This window comes from Eubacterium sp. Marseille-QA0814 (assembly GCF_965119675.1).
Taxonomy (GTDB): Bacteria; Bacillota; Clostridia; order Lachnospirales; family Lachnospiraceae; genus Eubacterium_G.
The window spans coordinates 1,622,546-1,638,143 of the sequence record NZ_CBCPMG010000001.1; the positions used below are offsets into that span (position 1 = coordinate 1,622,546).

The window sequence follows — 15,598 nt, forward strand, 5'->3', positions numbered from 1 at the left end:
GATGTACCACCTTATTCAGATTTTTTGTCTTTATCCTTGCTTGGACTTTTCTTTGTACTTGAGCTAGTATTCTTAGTACCTACTAAAGTTGTTGTCGGTGCCATTGCGTATGTACTTGTATGTACTAATTCTTTGCTTACCTGTTTTCCGTTCTCGTATGTAATCTTGTACAATTCAGCAACATAACCTACATGACCCGGTGTAACTTTCTTTGTTCCTGCCGGTAATGTTGGATCCTTCTTTGTTGCCGTCTTAATTGGAATAGTCTTGGTAGTCTTACTTACATATTCAACTGAATGACCTTTCTTTCTTGTGTCATGACCATAAATGTTGAATGTTATAGCACCTTCTGTATAAACACCCTGCACATAAATTGGTGCATCTGTGTTATTTTCAAAAACTAAATCCTTGTAATCACCTGCTAATGCAGCGTCCGCTGATAATGGAACATAAGATACTGCCATTGAGTGTGGATATCTCTCAACCACCTTAATTTCTGCATTAAGTAAAGCATTGTATAAAGTGCTTGATACCTGACAGATTCCTCCACCTAAACTATCAACCACAGAACCTTCTGAATATGTACCGGCCGGCTTCCAGCCATTGTCCTCTGTCCATGGAACTAAATGTTCATTACATGAGAATCTTTCTCCCGGATATACAACGTTGCCGTTTAACTTTTCTGCACCATTTCTGATGTTTGCGTTACGGTTTACAACACCTGCAGTAAACTGCGTTGTGTAACTACCCATTGGTGTGTTAGAAACTTTCCTACAATCCTTTGTTGTGTACTTAGGTTTTGTAATCTTTGTAGTTGCTTCTAACTGAATGGCAGACTTCTTATCCCACTGCTTTTCTATGTATGAAACAAGCTGATTTGCTGTCGTTTCATAATCCACTTCACAACCTTCTTTTTCAGCAATAATCTTAAATCCATGACCTGTTGCCTTTAAAGAAGCATTTTTTGCATCAACGTTAAAAGCTTTACATAACTCTTCCAATTTTGCTTTCATTTTCTTCTGGTCAATGCCCATTTTCAGTTCAAATGTCTTGCCATTTTTCTTTAAATCAACACTGTCCTTGTATCTTTTTATAACGTTACCTTGTTTTCCTACTTCCATTACCTGTTCCACAAGTTCCGTATTCTCCCACTTGTAGCCCAAATTTTTCAGGGTAGTAGTAATTTTGTCCTTGTTAATCCGTAACTGTACTTTTGTGTTTGTTTTTGTCTTCACATAGCTCTTTACGGCTTTTTTTACTTCCTTTTCTGTCATGTTACTAACATTAACAGAATCGATTTTAACTCCTTCTTTAACTACTTCATCAGAGTCTTCTGCTGCATTTGCCACATAACCTATGCCTAATAGCATCATCACTACACAAAGGATAATGCATATTTTCTTTAATCCTTTCATTTTTCCTCCGAGTGTTTTCCTTTTGTAAATTAGTTTTTATTTTCTTATTTGTATTTTTATTCAAATGTCGGCCTGCGTATTCCAGAAAATGCAAACTAACATAACTAATCAGATTAATTAAAAACTTGCAACCATTGTTACAACCATAGCTACAACAAGTATTAATGCAATTGCTCCTGCTATTATTTTCTGATTCTTTTTGTTATAAAAAAAGTTCATTTTTTCACCTCTTTGCTTTATTTTTCCAGATTTTGTGCCTACTATGGCACCCTACTTTAGGAAAGTATACCATAACTATGTTATTTGTCCTAGTCAAAAATTTTGCCCTTTTCAGAAAGAATTTTGTCTATTTTTCTAGATGCTTCATTCTTTGTTAGCGTATCAATGTCAAAATCCACTTTTATTTGGTGATAATTCATTAAATCACGTAAATATTTTTTCTGTTTATCCGTAATTGACTGCATTTTCTTAACCTTGTAAGAAAACTCGTAAGGCTTAAAAACTTCCGGATTAGTTTCTCCAAACTGCTCTAACAAAATCAAATATAATTGTGACGTAACACTTGCATCATTAAACGCTCTATGATGATTTTCATCTTTTATTCCATAATGCTCACACAAAAAATCCAATGCCCTGCTTTCTAAATCAGGTAGAAGTTTTCTTGCAATTTTTAGGGTATCCATACCTGATTTTTCAAAAGTCAGTTTTTCGTTTATGGCATTTTGTTTAAGGAAGCTATAGTCGAATCTTATATTATGTCCTAAAAGCAAGTCATCTCCTGCGAATTCAATAAACTCAGGTAAAACCTGCTGGATCTTATCCTGCCCCTTAATCATTTCGTTTGTAATACCAGTTAAATCTGTAATTCGTTCAGGAATTGGGATTCCTGGATATATAAGTTTAGAAAAAGTTTCAACTTTCCTGCCGTCTCTTACTTTTACGGCTCCAATTTCTATAATTCTGTCCCACTTTGGTCTTACGCCTGTTGTTTCTATATCAACACAAACGTAATCTTTTATTAAATCCATTAATACTCCTTCTCTCTATTCATTCCCATCAACATACTTTGTTACATTTATAATATTTGCTGCCTTTGATAACGGATCTCTGTTTTTGTAATCAAACAATAAATACTTACCGTCAATCACCTCAATGTGTGTCATGTGCTCAAACTGCTTTGAATTGAATTCTTTATAGAAATCCATCTTTTCAAGCAGTGCTTCATTTCTGTAAGTACTTCTAATTTGCTTCTTATACTGTTCCTGATTTTTGGCAAAGGTCGGTCTTGATTTTGCATTTTCTCTTAAATAAAAATCAAATGTGAGAAGTTCCCTGAACCTCTCTAACTCTTCACTTTGCAAATTCAATGTTTTCTTGATAAATTCAAGAAGCAAATTGTATCTATTTACTCTTGAATGTTTCACGCCATTCTCACTGTTTTGCTTATAAAATTCTCCCAGCTTTTCAAACATTTCAAAGGGTGTCTCAAAATACTTGTCTAATGCTTCCATTGTATTCACAAACTGCAAACTGTTGTAATAAATTTCTACTACAGCCTCAACTTCTTTTAATTTCAGTACGTCATCAAAAGATACCCACTTAGTTTTAAGTACCTCATAAGGTGGTCTCTTACTATATTCTATTTCATATTTTGCTGCTTCAACTTCCATCATTGAGCCATGCAAAACCTTCAAAAATCCTAACTGTAGCTGGTCCGGTTTCATTCTGTAAACATCGTTAAAAGATTTTCCAAAAGATTGGTAATCTTCATAAGGAAGCCCCACAATCAAATCCAAATGCTGATGTATGTTTTTTCCTTTTTTAATAATAGACGTTATTTCTTCAATTTCCTTAATATCCGTTTTTCTGTTAATGGCTTCAAGTGTTTTTTCATTAGTCGACTGAACGCCTATTTCTAACTGAATCAACCCTGGTCTCATTGTTTTCATTAATTCAAGTTCTTCTTTTGTCGTTAAATCAGCCGCTATTTCAAAATGGAAATTGGTAATTCCATTGTCGTGGTCTTTTATATACTGCCAGATTTCCATGGCGTGATTTTTGTTACAGTTAAAAGTTCTATCCACAAATTTTACCTGTGCAGTGTTGTTATCAAGGAAAAACTGCAACTCTTTTTTGACTATATCTATATCCCTGAAGCGAATTCTTTTATCTATGGATGAAAGACAATAACTGCATGAAAAAGGGCAACCTCTACTTGTTTCATAATAGATTATTTTATTTTCAAAATCCTTCATGTCCTTGTACACAAAAGGAACCTTCGACAAATCCATAGGGCATGTGTTTGGAATTTCAATAATTTCGTTGCCCTGACGATAAACCAACCCTTTTATATTTTTGTCCGTCAACTCGTCATCGTAGTTATCCAAAAATTCCTTAAAAGGCTCCTCCCCTTCCTGACACATAACGTAATCTATTGCCGGATTTTCCATAAGCACATTTCTTGGATTGTAAGAAACCTCCGGTCCGCCCACAATTACAATGGTTTTGGGAGCTACCACTTTCAAGTCATTAATAACTTCCTTGGTAAGTGCAATGTTCCATATATAACAGGAAAAGCCCACCACATCTGCCTTCTCCGAATATATGTCAGACAATATTTCCTCCGGATATTGGTTTATTGTGTATTCCTTTATTTTAATTTGGTGCTTGTTTAGGCCGTATTTTTCGGCATAAGCTTTTAGACTGTACACAGCCAAATTAGAATGTATATATTTTGCATTTATTGCTACTAATAAAACTTTCATTTTACGCTCCTTGTTTTTGCTAATACAACAATAGTTTAATATGAAATAATTGTCAAAGTTTCCATGAACTTTTTATAAGAAAAATATTTCCATAAAAAAATAAAGCCAGCCCAAGAATGTTGCTTGTCACATTCTACACACCGAATGCGTGCCCATTTGCAGCTATTTTCTTCTTGCACCAAGATGCCTCCCTAGTGGAACGTTTTTGTATAATAAGAAATTACTTCATAAATCCTTATTATACAAAAAATCGACCACAATAATTGTTTCTTACAATTACCATGATCGATTTCATTGCATCAAAAAAGCGGGTGATGGGAATCGAACCCACATATCCAGCTTGGAAGGCTGGTGTTCTACCACTGAACTACACCCGCGAATACTGCCTGGTTCCGGAATCGAACCAGAGACACGAGGATTTTCAGTCCTCTGCTCTACCAACTGAGCTAACCAGGCTTGCGATACCTCATATCTTGACGCACGTACGATTCTACACTACTTCATTCTAAAAGTCAAGCAAATCTTCTATAAAATTTTCCGTCCATATTCTTTTATATCCTCCAAAAGTAGTTCGTTTCTACAAGTGCCCATATTTAACAAATCCACACTGTAAAGTGTCGGCAAATTATCTACCACTTCTTCTATTACTTATTCTGCTTTCATTAAAACCACCTATTTACAGTAACTCTCTTAATTTACTTAAAAACGCCTCTTCACCAAAAGTATTTATTTTAAGGAATACACCTTTGCTTCCTCCAGCAGAAATTGCTGAAACACTGCCTCCCATTATTCCTCTTTCAATCTTTTTTAATATTGTATCAAAATTTCCATGTACTACTTTTTCTAATTTTGCTATTTTTTCCTACAATATAAAAGACCTTCTGTTTTTGTAGCTTTTATATGTTTTCCAGTATTTTTTTATGATAAACAATATAATTTATCCAGGTAAAAATCATTAAAACCATATCCACAGTAGTTAATACCCAAACCACTTTTGTGTTCATGGCCGGGAATAACAAAAGTATAATTAATATTACATATGTAACAAATGTACATACCTTTCCATACCACTTTGCTCCTTCGATTTTGTGTCCTTTTCCAATTAGGATGGCTCCCATTATTGCCATATAGCCTTCTTTTAAAATATATAACGCTACCATATAAATAATCATTTTATACTTAAATGCCATCGTTAAAATAATGGCTCCTATTGTAATTTTGTCGGCTATTGGATCTAGCATTTTTCCAAAATCAGTAACCATGTTGAATTTTCGTGCAACTTTTCCGTCAAAAAAATCTGTCAAACCTGAGACGATAATTGTTGCAATTACGGGCCAATACGGACCCCCTTGCAATGAATTATAGAAAAAACTCATGTATACAAAAACTAGAATTACTCTAAAATACCCCATTATGTTTGGGATTGAAAAATATTCTTTTACAAATTCATTTTTCATAACTAATCAACTCCATTTAATTATTGTTTCCATATTTAAAATTTCATAAAGCATTCCTGCTCCTATTTTCACTGCCATTAGTATACTCCAAAATTGATATTTTTAAAACAGAAAAGCCCACCTGAATACACAAGCGAGCTTTTTTGTTCTTCAAATTCTATATAGAGTTTATTCTATTTAGAACTTATATTTAACTTTTAAGTTATCTTCAACATAGCCATCTGTAAGGAAGACATCTGGATTGTAAATATCCAACTTAAAGCTTAAAGAAGATAAATCTTTTTCTTCAATATTATTATCCTGTAAATCATATATGTTCAAAGTTACGTTTTTCTTTGTACCCTTATTAATTTCTTCATATAATGATGAATTTAATGAATATCCATTTAAACTAACATCTCCGTCCATGCTAAAAGTCAAATCTTCTTCGCTATTATTTTCAATATACATCTTCACTTCTAAATATCCTAATACAGAATGGAAATCGTAACCTGTAAACTTTATTAAAATATTGTTTTTGTTGTAAACCACTTTTTCCTTACTTTCTTCTTTCTTAGCTGTCTTCTTTTCTGTCTTTTGCTCTTTTGCAGCTTCTGTTTCATTTGAATTATCATTATTTGCAACAGCTTCTGTTTTTGTATCAGCATTTTCTTTTTTGTCCCCTGAACTACCTGCAGAACCTGATCCCACTGCAGCAACTATTACAACAACAATTACCCAAAACCACCATTTTTTATAGATTGGTTTCTTTGTTACTTCTACATTTTCTTTTCCCATAAAATTACCTCCTAAAACAACGTAAAAAACTCACGTCACAATTATATTTGTATCAATATAATTCTACATTTTGTGACATGAGTTTTGTTATGCTAATAGCATAATTGTTGTATTAATTTGTAGGCGGGAGAACTGTGGTTGCAATTCCCCAAAAAACAATCATTAAAAGAAGCCCCACACCTATTTGATACAGTATTCGTGATAGTCTTGAATTAAACTGTCTAGGCGGCAATCGTCTTGCAATATCTCCTATATTTGCAAAGTACATATATGGTATTATGCAACCAAGCATATAAAAAATCCCGCCTATGACTCTTTGTAACTGTGTATTGTATTTATATTCAATGAATACTGAATATGGTGCATACAAAATCATTCCATACATCATAATTGCAATTATCATAAAAATAAAATTGCCTCTTCTAAATCCGGGAATTGTTTTTATGAAATATTTTAGTGTAATTTTCGGTAATTCATCACTTTCACCATTGTTATTCTCACTATTGCTATTATTAGGGGTAGCCTTATTTTCCATATTCTTTCTAATATTATCTATTTTTTGCGCTACCACATTATTCTTCCTAAGGCTATCTATTTTTTGTGTTACTCCATTATTAATCCTGATGGTATAATTGCCGATTTTTATAGTTTTAGCGGTTCTGTTAGTTTCAGTGCCAAACTCCATATCATTATAGCTACCGCTTCCGAAACCATTATCTTTTATTTTTTCTAATTCATTCTTTAGCTGTTCGACATTTTCATAACGGTTTGCAGGATCCATTTCCATACATTTAGCAATTATTTTATCCAATTCACTAAAAGAAGATAACTCTTTTAGAACCCCACCAATGGAATATATGTCACTTCGATTAGTTGTCTGGGCGAACCCGTACTGTTCCGGTGCTGCATATCCCACAGTGCCTAGCAAAGTTGTGTCGTGGGTTGCGTTTTCATTTTCTTTTCTTGAAATATCAAAATCAATAATTTTCAAGCTACCTTCGTTTGTAATTATTATGTTTTTAGGTTGAATATCTCTGTGTACAAGGTTTAATTTATGCATAGGTGCTAAGCCTTCACATAAAGCTATCCCTACATCAACAACCTGTTCTAAAGTTGCCTTTTTTTCCCGAAAATAATCATCCAGTCTTTTTCCATTTACATACTCTTCAATCTCTATGGTTTTATCCTCATCCCGAAAGCACTCTAGAACTTTTATAAGATTTTTATTTTTTATACTTTTTAAGAGACTGTAAACAGAAAAGCTTTCCTTTCCCATTTCCTTTTTTACCACAAGTTCTCCGGTGTCTTTGTTTCTCATTAAAGATGTTCTGCATTTTTTTGTATCCGATAATACCGATAACTCTTCGTATTTTGAAAGATAATACTCCATTGTAAAATTCATAATTTTTCCTATCTATATCCTGAAGTTTCTTTTGTTCTTCTTAAATTTATAATTAAACTACATTTAATTATAGCATATCTTATCTATTACTCATTCATTACTTTTTTACTATTACTTTTTCCATTGCTTTATCACATAACAATTTTCAATTAGGAATTTTAATTATCCTATTTTACTATTTTATTTTTCTACTTTAGTGTTTGCTTGCCTTTCCGTTTATATTGTATAATACTATGGTGACAAACTGCTTACTACACTTTGGTGGCAAAGCCCATTTCAAGCCTTGGAATATATATTTATTTCTGCTAATTTGGTAGAAATTATGCTGTCAGCATAACAAAATATTTGTCACAAAATGTATAATTTTATTTGAGTATCAAAAAAATATTAAAGGACGTTGAATATACATATGAAGACTACTGATGAATTAATTAAAGTCTTAGAAAACAGTGATAATCTTGAGACATATTTAGAAAATAATAAAGATAACTTTTCTAACATTTCTTTTACAGAATATTTGAATGCTTTAATGAAAAAATATAATCTTACAAAATCTCAGATAATTAACAACTCAAATATTCAGAAGAATTATGCTTATCAGATATTTGATGGTTCTAAAAAACCTTCAAGAGATAAAGTTTTGTGCCTTTGTTTCGCTATTGGTTTACATATGAAAGAAGCTAATACACTTTTAACTCTGGCCGGACACAGTATTCTTTATCCTAGAATTAAACGTGATAGTATAATCAGCTTTGGGTTAGAAAAGAAAGCATCTTTAATAGACATTAACATTACGCTTCACGAAATGGATGAAGCAATTCTTGAATAATTGAATACTAGAATAATTGAAATAATATGATTATATTTCTATAAAATATTTTAAAATGCTAAATATAAAAAACAAAACCTTAAAGATTAACCTAAACTAATCTTTAAGGTTTTTGTTTTACAAATATTATTTATTTGGATTTTATCTTTGTCCAAAGACCTGCACAATATTCCTTTATATCTCTTTTCTGATAGCCGAATTCTTCATTCTTTGGATTAGATGTATCCGGTGCACAGCCGGGATTTCCAGCGTACTCCTCGTCCCGATAATACTCGTATACAGATTGCACTGCACTATCATATCCAATATATGCAGTATTCTGCTTTGCCACATCTTTCTCTAGAAAATAATTCATAAACTTGTACGCTAAGTCTGCGTTTTTGCAACTTTTCGTCATAACCATGGCATCTGTCCACACATTGCTACCCTGTTTCGGTACAAAGAAGCTCATATTTTCATTTTCGGAAATTATATAAGCACCATCTCCTGAATAAACAACTGCCATTGCCTTGTTACCGGAAATCATGTTATCAATAACATCATCACCTACATAAACAGGTTTCATTATGTCTCTCTGTTTTTCCAGCCAGCTATAAGCCTTCTGCAGCTGCCCCTTATTTGTAGTGTTCATTGAATATCCTAAACTCTTTAAGGCAACCATAAAAGAATCTCTCTCTGAATCATACATATAAATCTGACCCCTGTACTTTTCGTTTTTGAGAATATCCCAACCTGTCTCTAAGTCTTTTTTATCCACTTTTGTTTTGTCATAAACAATACCTACTGTTCCCCAGTAATAAGGGACTGAATATTCCTGCTTTTTGTCAAACTCTCTGTTTAAAAGAGACGGTACAATATTTTTCTTATTTGTTATTTTGCTCCAATCAATTTTTTGTAGTTCACCTTCTTTGATTAAACGTTCAATCATGTAATCTGAAGGAACCACAATATCGTATTCTGAACCACTTTGAAGTTTAGTATAAAGAGATTCATTAGAATCATAAGTTTCATAAACTACCTTGCAGTCATACTTCTCCTCAAAGTTATCAATTAACTTAGTATCAACGTATTCACCACTGTTAAAAACCCTAAGAACAGGTCTGTTGTTAATATGATAAAATTTTGTAATACATAAAACTGTCACCAGACATGCTACAACCACACCACCTGTAATTGCAACTTTCTTAAACACACCTGAAGATGCATTTTCCATTGTAACTTTTTCTGCTCGTTTTCTTTTTACAATCTTTGGCACAAACTCCACCAAAACAAGAATGATTACAACCACCAGAATAAGCAGTGTTGAAAGTGCATTAATTGTTGGGTTAGTTCGTTTTGTCATGTTGTAAACTACAATTGATATATTAGAAACGCCATTTCCTGTTACAAAATAGGAAACAACGAAATCGTCAATTGACATTGTAAATGCCAAAAGCATACCGGCAAATATCCCCGGCTTAATCATTGGAAGAATTACTTTTGTTAACGCCTGAAAAGGTGTTGCACCCAAATCCATTGCCGCGTTTGCAAGATTGTGGTCCATTGTTTTTACTTTCGGATACACACTTATAATTACATAAGGTGTACAAAAAGCTATATGTGCCAAAAGCATTGTCACATAGCCTCTCTCCATTCTTGCAGATGTGAACAAAATCATTAATCCGATTGCCGTTACAATATCAGGATTCATAATCGGCATATTGTTTACATTTAAAAGCCATTCTTTTACAACTTTTCTGCTTCTTGACAGACCGATTGCCGTAATTGTTCCAAGAACTGTCGACACCAAAGTTGCAATTATTGCAATACTGATAGAAACATAAACTGCCGAAATAATGTTGCTGTCAGTTACTAATTTCTCATACCATTTTAAAGAAAATCCCGTAAATTTAGTTAAGGACTTTGATGAATTAAATGAAAATATCATTGTCACCAAAATCGGTAAATAGAAAAACAGGAACATTAGCGCTATATAAAGTTTTGGTCCTATGGAAAGTTTTTTCTTCATTACATACCTCCCTTGTTATCAGGATCAATCTTGTTCATTATGCGCATCATAAATAAAATGACTATTGCCAAAATTACTGAAATTGCACTTCCGAAATTCCAATCTCCCACTGAAATAAACTGATTTTCAATTAAATTACCAATAAGTACAAACTGATGTCCACCAAGTAAAACAGGAATAACGAAGGCTGATATTGATAATAAAAATACCATTGTTACACCGCTAATTACACCCGGCAACGACAGCTTCAAAGTTACTTTTGTGAATACTTTAAATCTGCTGGCGCCTAAATCGCTGGCTGCCTCAATTAATGAATAGTCCATTTTTGCAAGGGATGTGTGAATTGGTATTACCATAAACGGCACCAAATCACACACAAGTCCCATAACTACTGAAAAGTTTGTGTACATCATATTAACAGGATTAAGTCCTATCATTTTCAAAAATGAATTTACAATTCCGTTATCTGACAACAGACTAATCCATGCATAAGTTCTTAAAAGTGTGTTAATCCACATTGGAATTGTAACCAGCAAAATCAAAATACTCTGTGAATTTTCATCAAATTTTGCAATAAAATATGCCATTGGGTATGCCAATGCAAGACATATTACTGTTGTTATTACACCCATTTCAAGGGATTTTACAAATACACTTACATACACAGGATCTAAGATTTTTCTAAAATTATCTAATGTCAAATGAATTGTAAGTAATGAATTGTCTCCTGATGTAATGGAATAAAGCACTATTAAAACTAAGGGTAGTGCAATAAGCAAAAACGACCATATAATATATGGCTTTACCATTCCTTTGTAATGACTCATATGTGCCTCCTTAGTTATCCATCTTGTGCATTACCTGTATATCAAATGGATCAATTGTAAGTCCGATAACACTACCCATTTCGATATTTTTTGTTGTATGCACTTTATATTTTCTGATATTTGTCTCCACAAGATATTCATAGTGAACACCCATAAATATTTTTGACACAATTTTGCCTGAAACTTTTCCGTCCTGTGGTTCTACCACCTGCATGTCTTCAGGTCTAAGCACAACTTCAATATTTTCGTTTTCTTTAAAGCCCTTGTCCACGCACTCCCACTGTACATCGTCAAAAACTACAAGGCAGTCTTTTGGCATTACACCTTCAATTATATTTGACTCCCCAATGAAATTTGCCACAAATCTGTTTTGTGGTTCGTTGTAAATATCCATTGGTGTACCAATCTGCTGTATGATTCCGTCATTCATTACAACAATTGTATCTGACATTGACAAAGCTTCTTCCTGGTCATGAGTTACAAAGATAAATGTAATTCCTACTTCCTTTTGAATCTTCTTAAGCTCCGCCTGCATGCCTTTTCTAAGTTTTGCATCCAATGCCGCTAGTGGTTCATCCAAAAGAAGAACTTTTGGTTCATTTACCAAAGCCCTTGCTATGGCAACTCGCTGCTGCTGACCACCTGACAGACTTGTAATATCTCTGTTTCCAAAGCCGGCAAGACCAACTAACGCAAGCATTTTTGTTACCTTCTCATCAATTTCCTTCTTGTCTTTTTTCTTTAAATTAAGACCAAAAGCAACATTATCATGAACATTCAAAAACGGAAATAATGCATACTTCTGAAAAACTGTATTTACCTCACGTTTGTAGGCGGGAACTTTTGCAATATCCTCACCGTTAAACATTACCTGACCATGACTTGGTTCTTCGAATCCTGCAATGATTCTAAGTATTGTTGTTTTTCCACAACCACTTGGTCCTAACAGTGTTAAAAATTCATTTTCATAAATGTTTAAGTCGATTCCTTTTAACACCTGATTATCGCCAAAATTCTTTGATAAATTCTTTAATTCTATAATCTTTTTTCCCATTTACACACACGCTCCAAAAATAATCAACGCTACTATATAAAACATTTGTATTAAAGTCAATATATTTCTGAAAAGAAGAAATAAAAAGAACAATGCTTTATAATTTAAAAACATTGTTCTTTCTAATCACTTTCTATATTTAATATTAAACTTCCTTTTTATCTAACTTTAAGCTTCTTTTCTTTGCTATATCCTGTAACAGATATCCCAAGAAAATCAAGGCACTTAAAATTGTAACAATTAATCCCGGCATGAAGAACGGTGTCATGCATTCCACACGTATGTTATGGTTTCCTTTTGAAAGTTTAACACCAAGATACGCTATACTTGAACTGAAAGTATCTGTTTTCTTTCCGTCAACGTATACTGTGTAGCCTTTACTGTAAGGAACCGACAGCTGTAGAATTTCATCCTTGTCAGCCTTAATTGTTCCTGTAATAAGATTTGTGTCCATCTTAACATTTTCAAGAGTATTTTCTTTTAGCTTGTTAATTCGGTTTGCATACTCTGAAATAGGTATTGTAACTGCATAGGCATCCTTGAAGTAGTATTTTCTCTTTTCATAAAACTTCAATCTAAACTGATTCTGCTCTTCTTTGGAGTAACCTAAATTAAGTACGTTTCCTCTTTTTACAAAATAGTTATCAGTCTTTGTTCCAATAACACGTAATCTTCCATATCCATGTCGGCTGTTAAATTTTGCAGCATGTCTGTCTACACTTGTATCTTTAGCATAAACATTGTCAAAAACTATGTAACTTTGGCTGTTCTTTTTGCCATCAAATGAGCATTTGTAAATGCCACCTTTGTGCACCTTCATTTTGAATTGGTTAATCTTCTTTTTCTTTTTAATTTTAACCTTGTCAATTTTCTTAACTTTCAAAGGCAGTTTTTTCACTGTAACTGACTTTGATTTATTTTCGATTCCATCTACTTTATTATCTACAACTGCACTTCCAAGTAATGCATATTCTTTCTCAACTAATGAAAGCTTATCGTACTGCTCTCTGGTCATATAATTGGAATATGTTACTCCAAGAGGGAGGGCATATTTATTTTCATAAATATTGTAGGTAAAGCCGTCTGAAACTTTTGTATCTATTTTTTCAAAACCATAAGGTTTTAAAAAGCCGTATGTTACATAATATTTAACTCCTGCTAAAGCCATCAAACCTGAACGTGTTTCAAGGCCTTTCATGACATAGGTTTTGTAATAGTTGGAAATACCCGTTGATACATACAAATCTGACATACCACTAGGTATAACGCTCCAATAAAATCCCGGCTGGTTAAAACCAAAATATGTGGAGCTGTTTTTCATATCAATATCTCTCTCGATTCGGTAAAATGAATCATCCTTTATTTCAGATGCTACTTTTGCCCCATTAATTCCCATATAATTATCAAGATTGCCGCGGTCCACATAAGTTGCACAGGTAAATAATTCCTTTGAACTAAATAGACCGTAACTGTTGCAGGCTATATTTATAGCTGCTACCAAAGTCATGCCATATAACAGTATGTATGAGTATTTCTTGTTTCTTATTAAGAAATAAACCACTAAGATAATTGTCGCAATAATTGCCAATATTGCTGCCTCATAGCATACAAAGGGCTTTCTTTGTGTTTTTCCAATTAGAAAAGCAATCACGCCTGCTAACAACATTAAAACACTTGAAACTATAGCCGGTATTTTCTTTATTTCTTTTAGTCTGTCAATTGATATTACAAGCATTATCGTCAAAACAAGTACCATACCATAACTAAATCTCATTGTTGGATACGAGAAGCCATTCATTACTTTTCCCACGTATGGTGAGCATAACATTAATAGTATTATTAAAAAGCCTAATATTATTTTTCTGTCTGATTTTTTCCAATTGGCAATTATAATGATAATTCCCAAAATACCAAGTATGCCAATGCCAGGTAAACACCAGTCATTTAAAACACTTGATGACACAAACATACTTTTAAACATTATCTTAAAATATTTGCTACTGCCGATTAATGGCGGCGTTACTAATTTTGCACTGTTTCTCTGATTGTTAAGGAATGCATAAACTGATGGAAATAATATAACTGCTGCCATTGCAATTCCCCAGACGTAAGCCAGAATTGTTTTGCCGATTTTGACAAAAAACTTCTTTATTCCTTCTGACTTGTACATTCCAATTTGTCTTACGAAGAAATAAATTGCCGCCATTATTGTACTCATGTACATAAAATAATAATTGCTTGCAAATGCAAAAGCAACTACCACTGCAAGTGTGCCTATCTTTTTGTTTTTTATTATTTTTTCCACACCTGCAATTAAAAGTGGCAAATACATTAAGCCGCAGAAAAACATTGGATGTTTGATTCCACCTATTAGTGCGAAACCTGAAAACGCATACAAAAGTGATGCCGGCAAAACAGAATAAATATTTGTTCTACCTATTGTTTTGCATAAATACGCAACTGCCAAACCACTTAAATACATTCTTACAAGTGCCAGAATCTGATATGTTAATTCTAACGAATCCTTTGGGAAAAACACTGTTAATAATGTAACAGGGTCTCCCAGACCATAATAATTAAGGGTTCCAATTACATCAAATCCCTGTCCTATGGTGTAATCTACCATAGCAAATTTCCCGGTTGTAAAAAATGTTATAAGAGCCTGTCTTATGTATTTCAATACAACCACATGCTGAAATGCTCCATCAACATTCCAAATAAAAGTCTTGCCACTTTGGGCAAAAACATAGCTTAGCCAAGAGGCTAACCCTACAAACAACAAAGTATAGGCAAGTAAAAATATCCCCGCCTTTCTTGCTTTACTATAATTTTTCATTTTTTTCTCCTTTTAGTCATCAACATTATATCACAATTTCCTCTTTCTGTCATCTTTACCCCGTCTTTTCTTATGAACCACTTTAATTCGCTTTTTACTTAAATTGTTATGAACTACTTTAACTTGATTTTTACTAAAATTATTGTGAACCACTTTTCCTTTAAATTATTTGCTTTTTCTTTGTGGTAATTTTGAAGTTCATAGGTTGTTCTAATAATAATAACGTAA

General features: G+C 33.0%; 12 protein-coding genes and 2 tRNA genes. 1 reads left to right on the top strand and 13 read right to left on the bottom strand.

Features of this window, described 5'->3' with window-relative positions; genetic code table 11:
* Positions 1-11 precede the first annotated feature (11 nt).
* The 9 genes from ACQY63_RS07580 to ACQY63_RS07620 form a co-directional block, all read right to left on the bottom strand.
* A complete protein-coding gene (locus ACQY63_RS07580; protein ID WP_428244974.1) occupies positions 12-1,415 on the bottom strand; it encodes a VanW family protein in 1,404 nt (467 codons plus the stop codon).
* Between the two features lie 308 nt (positions 1,416-1,723).
* On the bottom strand, positions 1,724-2,443 hold the full coding sequence (locus ACQY63_RS07585) for a 3'-5' exonuclease (protein ID WP_412335164.1): 720 nt from the start codon (positions 2,441-2,443) through the stop codon (positions 1,724-1,726).
* A 15-nt stretch (positions 2,444-2,458) separates the two neighbouring features.
* Positions 2,459-4,180, bottom strand: a complete 1,722-nt coding sequence (locus ACQY63_RS07590; RefSeq protein ID WP_412623076.1) for a B12-binding domain-containing radical SAM protein — start codon at positions 4,178-4,180, stop codon at positions 2,459-2,461.
* 306 nt (positions 4,181-4,486) lie between these two features.
* A tRNA-Gly gene (locus ACQY63_RS07595) sits at positions 4,487-4,557 on the bottom strand.
* Between the two features lie 6 nt (positions 4,558-4,563).
* A tRNA-Phe gene (locus ACQY63_RS07600) sits at positions 4,564-4,636 on the bottom strand.
* Between the two features lie 220 nt (positions 4,637-4,856).
* Positions 4,857-4,967 carry a DUF6054 family protein gene (locus tag ACQY63_RS07605; RefSeq protein ID WP_412622977.1) on the bottom strand — a complete coding sequence of 37 codons (111 nt, stop codon included), beginning with the start codon at positions 4,965-4,967 and terminating at the stop codon, positions 4,857-4,859.
* Positions 4,968-5,076: 109 nt separating this feature from the next.
* Positions 5,077-5,637 carry a CDP-alcohol phosphatidyltransferase family protein gene (locus ACQY63_RS07610; RefSeq protein ID WP_412622978.1) on the bottom strand — a complete coding sequence of 187 codons (561 nt, stop codon included), beginning with the start codon at positions 5,635-5,637 and terminating at the stop codon, positions 5,077-5,079.
* Positions 5,638-5,814: 177 nt separating this feature from the next.
* Positions 5,815-6,414 (bottom strand): hypothetical protein, encoded by a 600-nt coding sequence (locus ACQY63_RS07615; RefSeq protein ID WP_428244975.1) that lies wholly within the window; start codon positions 6,412-6,414, stop codon positions 5,815-5,817.
* Between the two features lie 112 nt (positions 6,415-6,526).
* A complete protein-coding gene (locus ACQY63_RS07620; RefSeq protein WP_302689438.1) occupies positions 6,527-7,816 on the bottom strand; it encodes a serine/threonine-protein kinase in 1,290 nt (429 codons plus the stop codon).
* Between the two features lie 409 nt (positions 7,817-8,225).
* Between ACQY63_RS07620 and ACQY63_RS07625 the strand changes: the two genes are divergently transcribed.
* The gene (locus ACQY63_RS07625; protein ID WP_022166299.1) at positions 8,226-8,645 is read left to right on the top strand and encodes a hypothetical protein; all 420 of its coding nucleotides are present in this window, start codon (positions 8,226-8,228) and stop codon (positions 8,643-8,645) included.
* Between the two features lie 130 nt (positions 8,646-8,775).
* On the opposite strand, the gene ACQY63_RS07630 is transcribed toward ACQY63_RS07625, so the two are convergent.
* The 4 genes from ACQY63_RS07630 to ACQY63_RS07645 form a co-directional block, all read right to left on the bottom strand.
* On the bottom strand, positions 8,776-10,653 hold the full coding sequence (locus tag ACQY63_RS07630; RefSeq protein WP_302689437.1) for an extracellular solute-binding protein: 1,878 nt from the start codon (positions 10,651-10,653) through the stop codon (positions 8,776-8,778).
* Positions 10,653-11,480 (bottom strand): ABC transporter permease, encoded by an 828-nt coding sequence (locus ACQY63_RS07635; protein ID WP_022166301.1) that lies wholly within the window; start codon positions 11,478-11,480, stop codon positions 10,653-10,655. The genes ACQY63_RS07630 and ACQY63_RS07635 overlap by 1 nt, the downstream gene beginning before the upstream one ends.
* A 10-nt stretch (positions 11,481-11,490) precedes the next feature.
* Positions 11,491-12,534 (bottom strand): spermidine/putrescine ABC transporter ATP-binding protein, encoded by a 1,044-nt coding sequence (potA, locus tag ACQY63_RS07640; protein ID WP_022166302.1) that lies wholly within the window; start codon positions 12,532-12,534, stop codon positions 11,491-11,493.
* A 145-nt stretch (positions 12,535-12,679) separates the two neighbouring features.
* Positions 12,680-15,370, bottom strand: coding sequence for a YfhO family protein (locus ACQY63_RS07645; RefSeq protein ID WP_428244976.1), 2,691 nt, complete (start codon positions 15,368-15,370; stop codon positions 12,680-12,682).
* Positions 15,371-15,598: the final 228 nt, after the last annotated feature.